Origin of the sequence: Providencia rettgeri, from assembly GCF_041075285.1 — a bacterium.
Classification (GTDB): Bacteria; Pseudomonadota; Gammaproteobacteria; order Enterobacterales; family Enterobacteriaceae; genus Providencia; species Providencia rettgeri_G.
The window spans coordinates 2068867-2085427 of record NZ_CP163512.1; the positions used below are offsets into that span (position 1 = coordinate 2068867).

Genomic DNA, 16561 nt, shown 5'->3' on the forward strand with positions numbered 1-16561 from the left:
TCATTATGCTACTCTTTTGCTGCTGTGTACGTTGTTTCATCCCAAGGAGATGTCTTTTATAACGCGCTCACAGGAACCCCAATGAGCGCCTATACAAAACCAATTACAGTTGCGTTAACCGCTGAAGCATTTGGTCAGATGCAGAAACCGCCTTACTGTTAATTTCGTAAGCACGCTGAGTTTGGATCATATTGACCAACTCTTCGGCCACGTTCACGTTGGAGGTTTCGAGCATATGTTGATAGAGCAGACCGGCACCGTTGGTTCCCGGCGCACTTTCATTCGGGGCACCTGAGCTGGCGGTTTCCATATAGAGGTTTTCGCCCATGCTTTCCAAGCCTGCATCGTTGATAAAGGTGGTCAGCGTGATTTGGCCGATTTGCTGGGGTTGGCTATCACCATAAACGGTGACAGACACCGTGCCATCACGTCCAATCGTTAAGCTGTTGGCATTATCTGGGATGGTGATCGCCGGGACGATTTGATAACCGCTGGATGTCACTAATTGGCCATCTTGGTTAGGTTGTAATGCGCCATCACGGGTGTATGCATCGGTGCCGTCAGGCATTTGCACATGCAAAAAACCTTGGCCTTTAATCGCAATATCCGTTGTGGTGCCCGTTTTATTTAACGCCCCTTGGGCATGGATGCGCATAGTCGCGACTGGGCGTGCCCCTGTTCCTAACTGTAGTCCTGATGGCAAAGAAGTTTGTTCCGAGCTCATTGCGCCCGGTTGGCGGATATTTTGGTACATTAAATCTTCAAAAACGGCACGTTGGCGTTTAAAACCATTGGTACTAACGTTAGCCAAGTTATTGGAAATAACGTCTAAGTTAGTTTGTTGAGCATCAAGCCCGGTTTTAGCAATCCATAATGAACGGATCATAATTATTCCTTACTCAATTTAGCTGACAGCAAGCAATTGGTTAGCACGTTGTGCATTTTCATCCGCACTGCGCACCACCTTCATTTGCATTTCAAAATGCCTTGCATTGGCTATCATCGAAACCATCGCTTCTGCGGCATTGACATTACTTCCCTCAATCACCCCTGAGGTGACAATCGCACGCTCACTTAGCGGTAATACGTTGCCATTTGCCGCTTGCCCTTGAGGGGATAAATGGAATAAGCCATCTTCCCCACGGATCAAGTCTTGTGGTTGTGCTTCAACCACTTTCAAACGACCAATTTGCCCCAGCATGGTTGGTGGATCCGTCGCCAGCAATGCCGTGATAGTGCCATCTGCACCGATGGTAATTTCCGCATTTTGTGGTACGTTGATTGGCCCACCATCACCTTGTAAGCGACGTTCACCAATGACCAGTTCGCCTTCGCTAGATATCTGAATGTTGCCGTTACGGGTATACGCTTCCGTACCATCTGCTAATTCAACAGCCAAAAAGTGCTTATCGTTTAACGCAACATCCGTGGGCTTGCCTGTGTAGTTCAGCGGTCCTTGGCTCATATCTGCACCGGGGGTTGAAGAAACCACCAAGGTTCTGGTTTGTACGCTATCACCGTTCACAGGTACCGCGCGCATGGCGGATAGTTGCGCTTTAAACCCTGCGGTCGACACATTGGCAATGTTGTTGGAAACCACCGCTTGGTTTTCAAGCGCATGGCGTGCCCCACCCATTGCGGTATAAATGACGTGATCCATGGCCACCCTCTAGGCTTATCGTAAGTTAACTAATGTTTGCAGCATTTGATCTTGCGTTTTGATGGTTTGCGCGTTTGACTGGTAATTACGCTGCATAACAATCATGCTGATAAGCTCTTGGCTCATATCCACGTTAGAAGATTCCAGAGCACCACTGGTTAATTTGCCGAATTGCCCGACACCCGGAACACCATCCATCGGATTACCCGATGCGTTAGAAGATGCCCAAACGTTGCCCCCTTGAGAAACCAAGCCATTAGGGTTAGCAAATGCCGAAAGCGCCACTTGCCCAACCACACGTTTTTGTTGGTTTGAGTAGTTCGCGACAATCAAGCCGTTATCTTCAATTTTGAAACTGGTGTATTCCCCAGCAGGGAAACCATCGACATCAATGGCACTGACGGAAGATTCACTGACTTTCTGTTGGCGGGTTTTCGATAAATCCACGTTTAGAACGCCGTTATCTGCGCCGTTTAAGCCGTTATAATTGAAGGCAAAAGTGGCTTTATCTGCCTCTTTTAGTTTTCCGTTGCCATCAAACTCTAATTTGCCAAGCTCTGTCGCAGATGCATCCCCCGCATCTTTCGCATAAGCAGTCCACTTGTTGTCCTCTGTTTTGACAAAATAAACCGAGATTTCATGGGTATTACCTTGGCTGTCGTAAGCCGTCATCGTAGTACTAAAGTTGTACGTTGATGAATCATCGGGGTTATTTACATCAAAGGCTTTATCTTTGATTTTGTCTTCAGAGTTCAAGTTAATGGTTAACTTAGCTAATTCCGATCTTTTCGCATCCATCATATCTGTTGGGATATTTAACCCTTCAGGCACGCCACCACTTTGAATAGTGACATTCCCTTTTTCATCAACACTTGCTGGGTAACCTGTGACCACCATGCCCTGGTTATTCACCAAATTACCGCTTTTATCCCGTAAGAATTGACCATCACGGCTGTAATAGATATCACCATTTTTATCTTGTACGCGGAAAAAGCCGCTGCCTGAAATCGCCACATCTGTCGGTCTGTCTGTTCGAGTGATCGGACCGTCTTTAAAATTTTGAGTGACGGCAGCCACGTTAACACCGAGGCCGACACCCGATCCTGCGAACATATCCGCAAATGATGTCGTCGCTCCTTTAAAGCCGTTTGTTGCGGAGTTGGCAATATTATTACCAATTGAATCGAGCCCCGCGGATGCTGCATTTAAGCCACTGACTGCTTGTGAAAAAGACATATTTTCTCCATGAGTATTGGGGGTAAAAATTAAGAAGAAGGGTAAACTTTGAAGATGCTGCTTAGGGGCACACTTTGCCCGATGCCTACATCTAATAATGGCGCGTCAGAACCAGGTGTAACACCGTTGACGCGGGTATAGCCCAGTTTCGTGACTTCAACTTCAGCCCCGTTTCTGATGGCTCTCACATCAAAGTAATATTTCCCTTGCGTATCGGTGACTAAGTTGCCGTTGTTGTCTAAACCATCCCATGCCATATCATAAATATCGGGTTTGACTTCAGAGTCATAGGTGATGGTGCGTACAACCATTTTGTTTTTGTCGCGAATGGTAATTTCAACGCTATCGGCCAATTTCGGTAAAAAGAAACCAAATGGCGATGAAATAAACTCAGATTTCGGCTCTTCGCTCCCCTCTTCCCCTTCAGATAGGTTTTGATTACTCAACGCTGCGTTAGACGGACTGTTCGGGCTAATGCCATCATCCGGTAACGGGTTCGATGGTTTGGTGATTGTGCTATTTTCCCCCGAACTCTCTTTTTTGAGCGGCGCTAAAATAATTTCATTGCGAGGAATAAGCACGCCTTTACCCACCAGCGCTGTCGCTTGGAGTGATTGCCCTGAGCCGATTTGTTGGGAAATACCACTCACGTTATCGCTGAGTTTGTTCATACTTTCCAGCGTGGCAATTTGTGCCAATTGGCTGGTTAAATCGGTATTTTCCATCGGCTTAGTTGGGTCTTGATTTTGCATTTGCGTGACAATCATTTTTAAGAAGGTGTCACGCATGTCGTCACTTTGACTTTTCTTTGGCACATTACTCGTCGCAGGTGCTGGCCCGGCAGTGGTGTTGTCCAATGAATCGTACATCGTGGCTGCAATCCCCATTTCGTCCCTCCGTTACTGGCCGATTGTCAGTGTTTTTTGCAGCAATGTTTTTGCTGTGTTCATCACTTCTAAGTTGGCTTGGTAGCTACGAGAAGCCGAGATGGTGTTGATCATTTCGCCAACCATATCCACGTTAGGCATCTGCACATACCCTTTTTCATCCGCTAAAGGATGACCGGGTTTGTATTCCATTCGTGGTGGCGCAGGATCTTCAATCAGTTCACTGACTTTTACGCCTCCGACTTGATGGCGACCTTGTGGTGCCATCTGGAAAACCACTTGTTTGGCACGATACGGCTGACCATCGGGGCCTGCGATACTTTCTGCATTAGCCATATTGCTGGCACTCACGTTTAAACGCTGAGACTGAGCCGTTAGCGCAGAAGCTGAAATGTCAAAAATACTCAGTAAGGCCATAATGATCACCCTTGCTGTAAAACAGCCAACATGCTTTTAACGCGGCTATTAATAAATGTAAGATCTGCCTGATATTTCAGGGTATTATCGGCGAATTGACTACGTTCAATATCCATATCTACCGTGTTACCATCCATTGACGTTTGGTAAGGAATACGGTATTTCAAATCCATATTAGGGGCTTTGACGCCTCGACCCTCAATATGACCTTTAGCGGTCACGGCCAGTGCGACTCCCTTACCATTTACCGCGCCTCTATCCATCGCTTGTTGGAGTTGACGATTAAAATCAATATCCCGCGCTTGATAACCCGGTGTATCCGCATTAGCAATATTGGAAGCCAGAACGGTTTGTCTAGCTTCACGTATTGACAACGCTTGCTGCTGGAAGGCAAACGTGGCATTTAATTTATCAATCATGATGATCCTTAATGGATGTAAAGCAATTTCTGAATACAAACGTTCGTTATATCCGTCACTCAAATGGAAAAGCTCACCAAGAAAGTGCGAAAATTAAAATTCGACGTGCATATCTTAGCGGTCTACTAAAAAATCTAATGGCGGGATAAAAGCAAAATAATTGACCTATTTGGCCCATTCATTATGAAAGAAGTGGGTAAACTGCCAGCGTGAAAAAGTGTGTTGAGAAAGGAGGAAGTCGCCAAATGGCTAATCTTAGAAAATTAATCTATTGTATGATAATCAGTGGATTAAGCTTAACTTCTGCCATATCGCAAGCGTCTTTACCGCAAGATATCAACCACTATTTTCGCCAAGTGCACGGTAAAAATAACCAGGTGTCTATTGAAATCAAAACCCCCATTGAAAAATGGCCAAACTGTGAAAAACCGCAAATTAGCCCGCCGATTGGTGGGCGCAATATGGGAAATGTGTCCGTCCCCGTGCAATGTGGGAAGAAAAAGCAGTTTCTGCAACTCACGGTGAATGTCACGGGGCAATATTATGTGGCAACACGTCACTTAAACCCCGGTGAAACGATTGAATTTGTTGATATAGGAACTAAAAAAGGCCTGTTACATAAATTACCTGCGGGAGCGAGCACCGATAAAATGGTATTACGGGGAGCCATCGTACTGCGCACAATTACTGCCGGTCAAACATTCACCAAATCAATGGTTAGGCAGCCTTGGGCCATTAAAGCTGGGCAAACCGTCTTGGTATTTGCCAACGGGGATAATTTCTCGGTGAAATATGAGGGACGTGCCATTAATAATGCCACCGTTGGGCAAAATATTCGTGTAAGATTGCTCAACGGTCAAGTGGTCAATGGGTTAGCACAAGAAAATGGTAGTGTTAATATCGCGTTAAAATAAACACCATCAAGACCGTGAATATTTATTCTAATTAATTCAAGCCCCATCAAGGCGATAAGCGAATGAGTGCAGTTAACACAGAGGCGACTTGAAGTATGACGAATAAAGGCAATATTTTGTAACACTATCGTGACTAAAGATCCCACAAAATACGCCGATAACTCACATAAGATAAAAATCGGGAATAGGAAAACACATTATGGCTATTGAGCAAACCCCTGCAATTTCTGCGCTGACTCAGGTAACAACCCGCGATCCTCAAGATGCGGCAGCCCCGATGCGTGATAAAAAAGTGTCTGCGGATGTCAGCGTCAAAGAGAGTACGTTTGTACCTAGCGAATTACAAAAAAAATTATTGCAGCCACAAGCCTCTGATATTGACATCGCAAAAGTTGAAAAAATTAAGCAAGCTATCAAAGATGGCACCCTCACCATGGACACTGAAAAAATTGCTGATGGCATTTTACGCGATGCCCATGAATGCATGTTATCAATGAAATAAATAACCGCTATGATTGATGAATTACTGATATTGTTAGAGCAGCAGCTTGCTCATTTGCAATCACTGCAAATTGTGATGAAAAATGAAGAAATTTTGTTAGGTTATCACCGTGTGCCGCCTTCACCTTTCCAAGAAACGACTGAACAAAAACGTTTTCTCGTTGCGGCGATAAGCCACGGTGAAACCAACCGCTTACAGCTCGAGGCACAGGCCGAAGTGACTGCCCCCTATGAAGGTAATGCGGCCTTAGCAGATTTATGGGAAGCGATAAAAACATTAACCACCGACCTAAAAGAGCTGAACTATCGTAATCATCAAATGCTGCAATTGCATATTGAGCTCAACGCCCAGCGCCTCAATTTCGTTAAAAAGCACAATAACCAGACTACCTATGGCGCTGATGGTTTAGAGTCTAAACGCCCTGTTTTAGGTAAGAAAATTTCGATTTAGTGTGCGAAGAGGTTTAGCTAAAACCGCTTAATCAGATAATAAACACACTCTCATCTATCGTGGCGAGACGCCTTAATGGCGCGCCATTCGGCTAAATCTCCCTGTGCTGCCTTTAGCTTAAGGTGCATGATACAAACGTTATTTAACATTTATCACGTTTGTTTAGGGAAGGCCGCCATTAAGCAAAAAAGCTAATATCAGATGAAATACAAAAAATGAAGCCACTATAATATAAGGGATCAAAATAACTAAAGCTAAACAAAACAATAAAATACGATATTTACGCAATTCAAGTTGTATCGCAATCCACAAAAAGGACGCGCTAAATAGTAAAGCAAAATACCAGTCTAATTTCCTGACAAGGTAAAATGATCCCCGTATTAACGTTAGCATATCCAAATTTAACGCTCCGTTTCGCCCCAACACTTCCCCTTATCCTTACATAATAAGAAGTCATTATTCCCTTAACCATTAGATAGTTCGTAATATCGTCTATGTTGGATATGACAAAACAATAAATGTAGCTAACGAATACTCTCTACTTACGCATAAAGTTTATAAATCATTCGATTGGGCACCCTATCGCATAAGAACCAGTACCCAATATACCTAAAAATATAATCAGCTACCGCTAATCATTGACGTCATTCTAATCTTGCGATGATCTGTCATTTCTAGATTGGACATAACTACCAACTGTGGCAAGCTGCGGCGCAAAAAGCGTGACAGAATTAGCCGTAACGCATGGTTCACTAATAAAACGTTAGGCGCGCCCATCGCTTCTTGGTGAGAAATGGCCTGCTCTGCTTGTGTTTGAATAAACTGCGCAAGGTTTGGCTCCAATCCACCACCATTTTTCGCAGCTTGCAGCAGAATTTGTTCCAGCCCTGCATCTAACCCAATTACTTGGATTTCTTCTGCATTACCAAACCATTGCTGAGTGATGGCACGCCCTAGCGCGATACGGACTTGTGAGGTGAGATAGTCTGTGTCTTTTTGCTCACCGTTTTCCCCTGCCATTTCCGCTAGCGTCTCAATGATGGTGCGCATATCGCGGATCACCACATCTTCCATTAATAAATTTTGCAAAACACGATGCAAAATAGTTAATGAAATGGTGTCTGGGATCAAGTCATCCGCCAGCTTCGGCATCTCTTTTTTCACGCGGTCATACAACATTTGCGCTTCTTGGCGACCAAACAGTGTGCTTGCGTTTTGCAGTAAGATTTGGTTGAAGTGCGTTGCGACTGCCGTACTCGCTGACACCACAGTATAACCTTGAATTTGCGCCTCTTCGCGTAAATCGTCATCAATCCAAACGGCGGGCAGACCAAAAGCAGGCTCTTTTGTCGCGTCACCTTGTAATGTTCCTACCGCATTACCCGGATCGATGGCTAAACTGCGCCCAGGCTGTGCTTCGCCACGTCCTACCTCTGCCCCTTTAATTAAAATTCGATACTCACAAGGGGAAAGGGCCAAGTTGTCACATATGTGGACAACCGGAGGTAAATAACCTATTTCTTGAGCAAATTTTTTACGTAAGCCACGTAAGCGACCTAATAATTCCCCTTGCTGGTCGTTATCCACCAGAGGGATCAATCGATACCCCACCTCCATGGCTAATAAATCTTCTAATTGCACATCATCCCATGTAGCTTCCACCACTTTATTGGCTTCTTGGAAATGTTGTGCTTGGCTACTATCCCCTTTCGCACTTTCAGGTTGTTGGGATTTACGTACTAAATACCAACCCAGTCCCGCCAGTGCCGCCGTAAATAATAGGAAGACAAAGTTTGGCATGCCAGGGATCAGACCAATCAACCCAAGGACACCGGCACTAAGCCACATTACACGCGGATTATTGAATAGTTGGTTGACCATCTGCTCACCAACGTCTTCATCGGTCGCAACACGGGTAACAATAACCCCCGCCGCAGTGGAGATAATCAATGCAGGAATTTGGGCAACCAAACCATCACCAATTGTCAGCAAGGTATAGGCGCTGGTGGCATCCCCCAGCGACATATTATGTTGACCGACACCGACAATTAAACCGCCTACCACGTTGATCACCATTATCATGATCCCCGCGATGGCATCTCCGCGCACAAATTTACTCGCACCATCCATCGAACCATAAAAGTCGGCTTCTTGAGTCACTTCGGCACGACGTTTTTTGGCTTCGTCATCATTGATGATCCCAGCGTTAAGATCCGCATCGATAGCCATTTGCTTACCTGGCATACCATCTAACACAAAGCGAGCACCCACTTCGGCGATACGTCCTGCCCCTTTGGTGATCACCATAAAGTTAATTAAAACAAGGATAATAAACACCACAATACCGATGGCAAAGTTACCACCGACTAAAAAGTGACCGAATGCCTCAACAACTCGCCCTGCCGCATCGGGTCCAGTATGTCCATCTAACAAAATAATTCGCGTCGATGCGATATTTAACGACAGACGCAATAACGTGGCGAACAGCAAAATAGTTGGAAATGCGGCAAAATCCAGTGTGCGCTTGGTGAACATGGCCACCAATAACACCATGATAGAAAGAGCAATATTAAAGGTAAAAAGTAAATCTAATAAAAATGCCGGTAATGGCAATACCATCATCGACAAAATCAATAAAATAAGCACTGGACCCGCGAGTATTTGCCACTGCGTTCCTTGTAAGTTTTTCGGCAATTTTAAAAGTGCAGCCAAATTAGCCATCGCGATTGTTCTCTCCAGCAAAGTCCAGCGTCGGTGGCACTGGTAAATTTTTCGGTTTTTTCGGTCTGAGCCCACCTTCACGCCGCCAACGACGTAATTGGTAAACCCATGCTAAAACTTCCGCAACCGCCGCATATAAGGCGACAGGAATACTTTGTCCTATCTCTGCATGACGATATAACGCCCTTGCAAGCGGCGGCGCTTCTAATTGTAATATTCGGTGCTCTTCACCAATTTCCTTTATGCGTTGCGCAATAACACCGGCACCTTTTGCTAACACTTTTGGTGCCCCCATTCGCTTATCATCATATTTCAAGGCTACTGCATAGTGAGTTGGGTTGGTGACTATCACATCCGCCAGTGGCACATCAGCCATCATCCGATTACGCGCTATCGCCCGTTGTTGTTGGCGAATTTTGGCTTTGATATGTGGGTCACCCTCTTGCTGTTTAAATTCATCTTTAATTTCTTGGCGACTCATACGCAATTTCTTTAAATGGGAACGAAATTGGTAAAACACATCAAACGCCACCATCGGGATCAGCAAGAACACAATCAAGTACCCCGCAAAAATCACCTTATGCAGCGCATTACTGAGTGCGGTGATGGGGGATTCCATCACTAGATGCAGTAATGAAGGCCAGCTTTGCCATAAAAAAATGAAGGCCCCTAGCCCAACAAACAGTGATTTTAAAATCGCCTTAAATAATTCCGATAACGCATTCATCGAAAAAATACGTTTTAACCCTTTAATTGGATTGAGTTTTTTTAAATCGAACTTAATCAGCTTACTGTTAAACACTAACCCGCCCACGAGTGATGATGCAGAGATCCCCACCAAAGCCAACCCGCCAATAACCGGCAGTAATGCAAATAATGCTTCACTAACCACTCGCCCTAAATAGCTGATCATTAAGCCGGTATTTTGCAAATAGTGGCCATCAAAAATAAAACCTTGGCGAGCGATTTGGCGAAGTTGTGTCGCAAGGTGTCCACCGCTTAGCCAAAGCAAGCTAATCCCCGCCAACATCATCATTAGCGAGCTCAGTTCTTTTGAACGAACGATTTGCCCATCATCCTTGGCTTTCTGCTTTTTATGGGGGGTGGGCTCTTCTGTTTTTTCTACATCACTCTCGTCGGACACCGTGGTTCCAATATTTAGCGAAAATACGAGTTATCGCTATAGCATGACAGAGTGTAAAAAAATCAATGGTGGAAAATAGACGCAGTTCGAGGGGGTTATTTGCCTATTGAGCAATAAGTCAGCAATCTTGCGAAGGGGTTCGCAAACCTGTGCACCTGCTGAAGGTAATCCTATAGTTAGCATTAATAATAGTATTGATATACTGAATACTCGCTTAGTTATCCCGTTATTCGATAGCAGGCTAGTTAAGAAGCCATTACCTGTTCACTTAAATGTAAAATTGTTGATCAACGGGCAGTTTTTTATTTTAATGACTCACCAAATGGCTTGCGACCCTTATTCATTATTAGGGAAAGAAATCGTTGACATGAACGGTCAACGAGACACCATTAAACACACGATCAACTTACTGATTGCTGGCTTTTCACAACACAAGGTTAGTATGGATATTTGTCATCTTGTTGCGCCTGATGTTTCCTTAGAAGATGCCCCTAAGGAGGCCTTACGTATGCTTAATTGGCTAAAACAACAAGGCATTATTGATCCTCTATTTCAACGCATTGAATATGGAGAAGTGATTTATCGCCCGATGCCTGCGTATAAAGAGCCAATTTTGTATGTTATCAATGATGAGATAGTGCCAACCCAATTACCCGAAGATACCTTGAAAAATTATTTATCGATCGTCACGGAACACACCGTATTCCATGCAGGCGGCAATGGTATTGGTATTTACTGCCCGCAATGCGGCGCAGAACAAACGGAACACAGCCATGCATGGAGCGATGCCATTTCCGATTGGTATGAGGGGAAAACCGAAAACTTAGCGTGTTTTCGATGCGATTTTCATTCACCCCTTTCTCATTGGCAATTTAACCCACAGTGGGCTTTTGGTAACTTAGGTTTTAGCTTTCATAATTGGGATATACGCGATGATTTTATTAGCCAATTTGAACTCACACTCGGCAGTAAAATTATTGCAGTCTACCAACATGACTAACAAAAAATCATTCGGAAGTCGGGTTTAAGGTAATTCGCATACCAACAGCTTGTGCATATTTAAGCAATGTGCCAAGTTTCGGATCAAATTGCCCTTTTTCTAAACGGGAAATATTTTGTTTTTGCGTTTGCATTTTCTCTGCAATCTCAAGTTGTGTGAAATTATTCGCAAGGCGAGCCTTTCGCAATTGATTGATTAACGCTTTACGCATTTCCAGTTCAAGACTTGCCGTTTCTTGCTCAGTAACCTCTTGCCTTTGCTGTTTTTCATCATTTACCAAAGTGGAAATCAAATCATTATTTATCATGTGAATACACTCAGATACAGTAAGCTAATTAATTGAAAATAGCGGATTTGAAGCTACGCTAACAAGAGTGAATTAGGTAGCCCCATGAAAAGCTTTCACGTTATCGTAATAAATTAAAAGCCCAGTTCATCAAGCAGATCATCCACTTGAGATTGTGATGCCATCACATTGACACCTTCTTTATTAATTTGCGGCCCATTGAGCAGACTTTCGCTTTGCGTTTTTACACGCATTTCAGGAGGTGTATTTTCCATAAGCAATGCGAGCAGTTGTTTCTCAGCTTCTTCAACCACTTCCATCATTTTTTTGATGACTTGCCCCGTTAAGTCCTGAAAATCTTGTGCCATCATGATCTCCAGCAACTCCGCTTTCGTGGTTTCACTGTTTTCGATCACTTGCCCTAAAAAGGCTTCGGTTGACTCACGTAATTGCTCAGGAACCCCATCACTCGTTGTTGCTTGCCATTGTTGTTGCAGCGCCTGTGCATTTTTATTCATATCCACTTGCAGTGGTTTAATGATATCAATCCCATTTAAGGTTTTTTCTGCCGCTTGTGCCGTCATTTGTGCGATATAACGCAGCCTGTCTTTGCCATCTGGAATGCTGGCGACCGCTTGTTGAACGCTCTTTTCTAGGCCCAATTCGCGCATACTTTCACGCAGGGTTCTCATTAGTGTACCAATGCGCGTAATGACTTGTTTTAAATCATCATTACCATTGCGAACACCTTCCATACCCACTTGTTCAGTCATGAAAATCTCCTTTGGTACGCACTGTTATTGCAGACCCATTTTTTCAAATACTTTGTTTAATTTTTCTTCTAAAATAGCGGCAGTGAACGGCTTAACCACATAACCACTCGCCCCTGCTTGCGCAGCAGCAATAATGTTTTCTTTTTTCGCTTCTGCCGTCACCATCAAAACAGGAATGTGCTTGAGTGCATCATCGCCGCGAATGGTTTTAAGCAGCTCTAAACCGTCCATATTTGGCATATTCCAGTCTGCAACCACAAAATCAATATTGCCCGCACGGATTTTTTCCAATGCATCAACACCATCTTCTGCTTCTTCTATTTTGATAAACCCGAGCTCTTTTAATAAGTTACGAACGATGCGACGCATGGTAGAAAAATCATCAACAACCAGAAAACTAAGATCTTTAGCGGCCATAACCACTCCTTCAAATACAATTGTGAATTTCCATCTCTGTTACACAGTGATGGAAGAAAGTCTTGCTAAAACACTTGGGGCCATTTTTCGAATATCTTGCACTTCGTCCACCGCATCCATTTCAATCGCGGCCCGTGGCATGCCAAACACAACGCAACTGCTTTCGTTCTGTGCGTAGGTGAAAGCCCCTTGCTTACGTAAATTCAATAGCCCTTTAGCGCCATCCATCCCCATGCCGGTCAATAACACACCAATACATTTACGTCCGACACATTGGGCAACTGAATCAAATAACACATCCACTGATGGACGATGACGATTTACTGGTTCGCTTTGCTGTAAAATCACTTGGAAACCTTTGCCTTTATCTGCGATCAACATGTGTGAATCGCCGGGGGCAATATAGGCATGGCCTTTTTGCAATAACTCGTTGTTTTCAGCTTCTTTTACCGTCAATACACATATTTTATTCAGTCTGTCAGCAAATGAACGTGTAAATCCTGCTGGCATGTGCTGCGTGATCACCACCGGTGGGCACTCACGTGGCAACATTTCTAAAAATTGTCGGATGGCTTCGGTGCCCCCTGTGGATGCCCCTACCGCAATCACTCGGCTGTTACACACATAAGGAGATAAGGCTTTTCCTTGGGAAATCGGTTCAGCGACCTTTTTCTCCGAACGGGCAAAACGACTACGCTGAGTCATTTTTGACATTGCCGCCGCACGGATTTTTTCACCAATAATATCGCGATAGCTCATCATGGTTTCGCGAATACCAATCTGCGGTTTAGTCACAAAATCTACCGCCCCAAGCTCCAACGCTTTTAGGGTCACTTCGGAACCTTTTGATGTTAATGTGGATACCATCACCACAGGCATGGGATGCAAACGCATTAATTTTTCTAAAAAATCGATACCATCCATGCGAGGCATTTCAACATCTAACGTGACTACATCAGGTTCCAACTGTTTTATTAAATCACGTGCAACGTAAGGATCAGGCGCGGTATCAACGACCTCCATGTCATCATGGCTATTAATGATTTCACGCATTAATTGACGCATCAGTGCTGAGTCATCCACACATAGCACTTTAATTTTTTTCATTACCCCCTCCTTTCAGCTTGTACGCTGTAGACGGTTTGTCCTTTAATCACAAAGCGTTGCGTTAATTGTGATAGGTTTTCTGAATGCCCAATAAATAACAAGCCATCTGGCTTAAGTAGCGGAGCAAAACGCTCAAGCATTTTTATTTGCATGTCTTTATCAAAGTAAATCATTACATTCCGGCAAAAAATCGCATCAAAGCGGTACTGGAGCTGCCAGTCATTGTCACTTAAGTTTAAGTAACGAAATTCAATCATCTGCCTTAACGCGGGTTTAACTCGTGCATAGCCTTCAAATTCCCCCACCCCTTTCATAAAGTAACGTTGGCGCTGAAGTGCACTCAGTGATTTCAATTCCTCTATGCGATAAACCCCTTGCTTTGCTTTTTCAAGCACTTCCGTATCAATATCACTGGCAATCACTTTGGCATTAACGGCATTCGGACCCAATACGTCACTTAAGGTCATCGCAATAGAATAAGGCTCTTCCCCCGTTGACGATGCAGCACACCAAATGGTGATTGGGCTATTTTTACGTGTGCGAATAAAATCCGTTAACGTGACAAAATGGTGCGGCTCACGAAAAAATGCCGTTAAGTTTGTCGTCAATGCATTCACAAAAGCTTGCCATTCCTCATGATGTGGCTCGCGTTCAAGCATTCGCAGGTAGTCTGAAAAATTGTCGAAATTACAGTCACGTAACCGTTTTAATAATCGGTTATAGACCATATTTTTTTTATTCATGGTTAGGACTATGCCTGATTTTTTATGAATAAATCGACAAACCCGACCAAACTCATCATCAGTCAGTGGTTCTATCTGTGGTACAAAAAGCATCGTACTTGTCGTCCTATTCAATAAAAATCCAGAAGCAGCCACCTAATGTGCTGCCTTTATTGGCAAAGGAAATGCCAGAAACTGCACATTTCCCTCGACCGAAAACGCCTAATAGGTTTCGTCAACGCTTAATATCGACTACGGCTTATGACGTTTTCAGGTAATTCAAAAAATGCCACGGTATCCACTAAATTATTCGCTTGGTCTTCAAGTGCTGCCGTTGCGCTGGTTGATTGCTCAACTAATGCGGCGTTTTGCTGCGTGACGAGATCCATTTGGCTAACGGCGGTGGCGACCTGTTCAATCCCGCGACTTTGCTCATTCGATGCAGATGCAATATTGCCCATTAATTCAGTTACTTGATTTACCGCTGCCACCAGTTCGTTCATGGTTGCCCCCGCTTCATTGACCAACTGGGAACCTTGACTAACACGACCTACGGATTCATCAATTAACGTTTTAATTTCTTTTGCAGCTTCAGCACTACGCTGTGCCAATGCTCTAACTTCCCCTGCAACCACAGAGAATCCACGACCTTGTTCTCCAGCACGGGCTGCTTCAACGGCGGCATTTAAGGCTAAGATGTTGGTTTGGAAGGCTATACCGTCAATGACACTGATAATCGCACTGATTTTTTGTGAGCTGTTAGAAATGGATGTCATGGTATCAATAACATCTTCCGTGATTTCGCCACCTTTCGTGGCTGTCTTTGATGCGCTCACTGCAAGCTCACTGGCTTGACGTGCGTTATCCGCATTTTGTTTAACGGTCGCAGTTAACTCTTCCATACTGGCTGCCGTTTCTTCAAGGGATGCTGCTTGTTGTTCAGTACGAGAAGATAAATTGTTATTACCTAAGGCAATTTCACGGATACCGGTATACATTTGATCCGTATTTGAACGCAATGCGGCGACAGAAGTTGCTAACGATCCTTGCATTTGTTTGAGTTTGCCAAACACTTCGCCAATTTCATCACGCGTGGTAATTTCAATAGGTTGGTTCAGTTTTCCATCTGCCACTAAAGCAAAGTGTTCTCCCATACTTTTCAGTGGGTTAATCACTTTACGTTTCATCCAATAATGAGCAAAAGCAACCACGAGGATAATGATCACTATCACTGAACAGAATGAGCTCCAGGCAAATGTGTTATACATGCGTGCCGCAGCGAGGGACTCATCGTTTTCAACATTCAACAATTCAAGATATTCATCAATAACTTGCGCTAGTTGGTCTTGATTTTCTTGTGCTGGCAGCTCAATATAAGCCGCGATATCTTTGTTATCTAAGTGTATTTTCAATGCTTTTAGCGTCGCGACAAATGCTTGATATTTCGCGTCAAGGGCTGCAAGATTTTCTTTTTCACTTAAAATCGGCTGGTTTTTAAAGGCAACGTAATCTTTTTGCGCTTCTTCTAATAATTTACCGAACGTCGCTTGTGTCTCTTCAATGAGCTGCTCGTGACCGCCCACTTTATTCAGTAATGCAATTTGCGTTAAGCTATTACGCGCTTGCATTAAATGTTTATTGGTTTCTTCAAGCAGTGCTCGTTTATCCGAACCTAAATCAATACGTTCTAATGCATTTAATTCGCTAACAACAATCCCAACAGAAACCCCGCTCGACACAATCTGCATTCCACAAAATAAAAACAAAAGCAGATATAAACTCACCGAAATTCGGATATTTTTACCAAACATAGATAATCCCCATTTGTGCCAGCTAAGAGAGCTGTTCGCTTAAAACATTGCTTGTTTTCTCATGCACAGAAACGCTGCAAAGCCAAAGCCTTGCA

Annotated in this window: 18 protein-coding genes; 4 read left to right on the top strand and 14 right to left on the bottom strand. The window is 43.9% G+C overall.

All coding sequences use genetic code 11. The features are described 5' to 3' along the window. Positions 1-103 precede the first annotated feature (103 nt). From flgG to flgB, 6 genes are read right to left on the bottom strand one after another with little or no spacing between them, the layout of a single operon-like run. The gene (gene flgG, locus AB6N04_RS09415) at positions 104-886 is read right to left on the bottom strand and encodes a flagellar basal-body rod protein FlgG (protein WP_369311730.1); all 783 of its coding nucleotides are present in this window, start codon (positions 884-886) and stop codon (positions 104-106) included. A gap of 18 nt (positions 887-904) precedes the next feature. After that, positions 905-1660 (bottom strand): flagellar basal body rod protein FlgF, encoded by a 756-nt coding sequence (locus tag AB6N04_RS09420; protein WP_369311732.1) that lies wholly within the window; start codon positions 1658-1660, stop codon positions 905-907. Between the two features lie 15 nt (positions 1661-1675). Continuing rightward, positions 1676-2896, bottom strand: a complete 1221-nt coding sequence (gene flgE / locus AB6N04_RS09425; RefSeq protein ID WP_369311734.1) for a flagellar hook protein FlgE — start codon at positions 2894-2896, stop codon at positions 1676-1678. 29 nt (positions 2897-2925) lie between these two features. Then, positions 2926-3783: a flagellar hook assembly protein FlgD gene (locus AB6N04_RS09430; RefSeq protein WP_369311736.1), complete on the bottom strand. Its 858-nt coding sequence runs from the start codon at positions 3781-3783 to the stop codon at positions 2926-2928. Positions 3784-3795: 12 nt separating this feature from the next. Further along, a complete protein-coding gene (gene flgC, locus AB6N04_RS09435; RefSeq protein WP_369311738.1) occupies positions 3796-4200 on the bottom strand; it encodes a flagellar basal body rod protein FlgC in 405 nt (134 codons plus the stop codon). Positions 4201-4205: 5 nt separating this feature from the next. Continuing rightward, positions 4206-4619, bottom strand: coding sequence for a flagellar basal body rod protein FlgB (gene flgB / locus AB6N04_RS09440; protein ID WP_369311740.1), 414 nt, complete (start codon positions 4617-4619; stop codon positions 4206-4208). A gap of 245 nt (positions 4620-4864) precedes the next feature. Here flgB and flgA point away from each other — a divergent pair, with 245 nt between their 5' ends. The 3 genes from flgA to AB6N04_RS09455 all read left to right on the top strand — a co-directional run bounded on the left by flgA (position 4865) and on the right by AB6N04_RS09455 (position 6485). Next, complete coding sequence (gene flgA / locus AB6N04_RS09445) at positions 4865-5533, top strand: flagellar basal body P-ring formation chaperone FlgA (protein ID WP_369311742.1); 669 nt, start codon at positions 4865-4867, stop codon at positions 5531-5533. A 199-nt stretch (positions 5534-5732) separates the two neighbouring features. Continuing rightward, entirely contained in the window at positions 5733-6035 is a 303-nt protein-coding gene (flgM, locus tag AB6N04_RS09450) for a flagellar biosynthesis anti-sigma factor FlgM (RefSeq protein WP_369311744.1), read from the top strand. A 9-nt stretch (positions 6036-6044) separates the two neighbouring features. After that, on the top strand, positions 6045-6485 hold the full coding sequence (locus tag AB6N04_RS09455) for a flagella synthesis protein FlgN (protein ID WP_369311746.1): 441 nt from the start codon (positions 6045-6047) through the stop codon (positions 6483-6485). A 621-nt stretch (positions 6486-7106) separates the two neighbouring features. Here AB6N04_RS09455 and flhA read toward each other — a convergent pair. Together flhA and flhB are read right to left on the bottom strand one after the other, a co-directional pair. Beyond that, a complete protein-coding gene (gene flhA, locus AB6N04_RS09460; RefSeq protein WP_369311748.1) occupies positions 7107-9206 on the bottom strand; it encodes a flagellar biosynthesis protein FlhA in 2100 nt (699 codons plus the stop codon). Beyond that, on the bottom strand, positions 9199-10350 hold the full coding sequence (gene flhB, locus AB6N04_RS09465; protein WP_369311750.1) for a flagellar biosynthesis protein FlhB: 1152 nt from the start codon (positions 10348-10350) through the stop codon (positions 9199-9201). Before flhB ends, flhA begins: the two co-directional genes overlap by 8 nt. A 106-nt stretch (positions 10351-10456) precedes the next feature. Here flhB and AB6N04_RS09470 point away from each other — a divergent pair, with 106 nt between their 5' ends. Then, a complete protein-coding gene (locus AB6N04_RS09470; protein ID WP_369311752.1) occupies positions 10457-11350 on the top strand; it encodes a CcdB family protein in 894 nt (297 codons plus the stop codon). Between the two features lie 7 nt (positions 11351-11357). Here AB6N04_RS09470 and AB6N04_RS09475 read toward each other — a convergent pair whose 3' ends face one another. From AB6N04_RS09475 to AB6N04_RS09500, 6 genes are all read right to left on the bottom strand, one after another. Continuing rightward, complete coding sequence (locus AB6N04_RS09475; protein ID WP_369311754.1) at positions 11358-11657, bottom strand: helix-turn-helix transcriptional regulator; 300 nt, start codon at positions 11655-11657, stop codon at positions 11358-11360. Between the two features lie 113 nt (positions 11658-11770). Next, a complete protein-coding gene (locus tag AB6N04_RS09480) occupies positions 11771-12409 on the bottom strand; it encodes a protein phosphatase CheZ (RefSeq protein ID WP_369311756.1) in 639 nt (212 codons plus the stop codon). A gap of 24 nt (positions 12410-12433) precedes the next feature. Beyond that, positions 12434-12826, bottom strand: a complete 393-nt coding sequence (cheY, locus tag AB6N04_RS09485) for a chemotaxis response regulator CheY (protein WP_369311758.1) — start codon at positions 12824-12826, stop codon at positions 12434-12436. Positions 12827-12865: 39 nt separating this feature from the next. Continuing rightward, positions 12866-13933 (bottom strand): chemotaxis response regulator protein-glutamate methylesterase, encoded by a 1068-nt coding sequence (locus tag AB6N04_RS09490; protein ID WP_369311760.1) that lies wholly within the window; start codon positions 13931-13933, stop codon positions 12866-12868. Then, on the bottom strand, positions 13933-14769 hold the full coding sequence (locus AB6N04_RS09495; RefSeq protein ID WP_369311762.1) for a CheR family methyltransferase: 837 nt from the start codon (positions 14767-14769) through the stop codon (positions 13933-13935). The genes AB6N04_RS09490 and AB6N04_RS09495 overlap by 1 nt, the downstream gene beginning before the upstream one ends. A gap of 128 nt (positions 14770-14897) precedes the next feature. Continuing rightward, positions 14898-16466 (bottom strand): methyl-accepting chemotaxis protein, encoded by a 1569-nt coding sequence (locus AB6N04_RS09500; RefSeq protein WP_369311764.1) that lies wholly within the window; start codon positions 16464-16466, stop codon positions 14898-14900. Positions 16467-16561 lie beyond the last annotated feature (95 nt).

Bases quoted from the DNA above. Each gene is read 5' to 3' on its own strand.
- flgA (WP_369311742.1), top strand. From the start codon at position 4,865: ATGGCTAATCTTAGAAAATTAATCTATTGTATGATAATCAGTGGATTA.
- flgB (WP_369311740.1), bottom strand. From the start codon at position 4,619: ATGATTGATAAATTAAATGCCACGTTTGCCTTCCAGCAGCAAGCGTTG.
- AB6N04_RS09430 (WP_369311736.1), bottom strand. From the start codon at position 3,783: ATGGGGATTGCAGCCACGATGTACGATTCATTGGACAACACCACTGCC.
- flgE (WP_369311734.1), bottom strand. From the start codon at position 2,896: ATGTCTTTTTCACAAGCAGTCAGTGGCTTAAATGCAGCATCCGCGGGG.
- flgC (WP_369311738.1), bottom strand. From the start codon at position 4,200: ATGGCCTTACTGAGTATTTTTGACATTTCAGCTTCTGCGCTAACGGCT.
- AB6N04_RS09490 (WP_369311760.1), bottom strand. From the start codon at position 13,933: ATGAAAAAAATTAAAGTGCTATGTGTGGATGACTCAGCACTGATGCGT.
- AB6N04_RS09500 (WP_369311764.1), bottom strand. From the start codon at position 16,466: ATGTTTGGTAAAAATATCCGAATTTCGGTGAGTTTATATCTGCTTTTG.
- AB6N04_RS09475 (WP_369311754.1), bottom strand. From the start codon at position 11,657: ATGATAAATAATGATTTGATTTCCACTTTGGTAAATGATGAAAAACAG.
- AB6N04_RS09480 (WP_369311756.1), bottom strand. From the start codon at position 12,409: ATGACTGAACAAGTGGGTATGGAAGGTGTTCGCAATGGTAATGATGAT.
- flgM (WP_369311744.1), top strand. From the start codon at position 5,733: ATGGCTATTGAGCAAACCCCTGCAATTTCTGCGCTGACTCAGGTAACA.
- flhA (WP_369311748.1), bottom strand. From the start codon at position 9,206: ATGGCTAATTTGGCTGCACTTTTAAAATTGCCGAAAAACTTACAAGGA.
- cheY (WP_369311758.1), bottom strand. From the start codon at position 12,826: ATGGCCGCTAAAGATCTTAGTTTTCTGGTTGTTGATGATTTTTCTACC.
- AB6N04_RS09420 (WP_369311732.1), bottom strand. From the start codon at position 1,660: ATGGATCACGTCATTTATACCGCAATGGGTGGGGCACGCCATGCGCTT.
- AB6N04_RS09495 (WP_369311762.1), bottom strand. From the start codon at position 14,769: ATGCTTTTTGTACCACAGATAGAACCACTGACTGATGATGAGTTTGGT.
- flgG (WP_369311730.1), bottom strand. From the start codon at position 886: ATGATCCGTTCATTATGGATTGCTAAAACCGGGCTTGATGCTCAACAA.
- AB6N04_RS09455 (WP_369311746.1), top strand. From the start codon at position 6,045: ATGATTGATGAATTACTGATATTGTTAGAGCAGCAGCTTGCTCATTTG.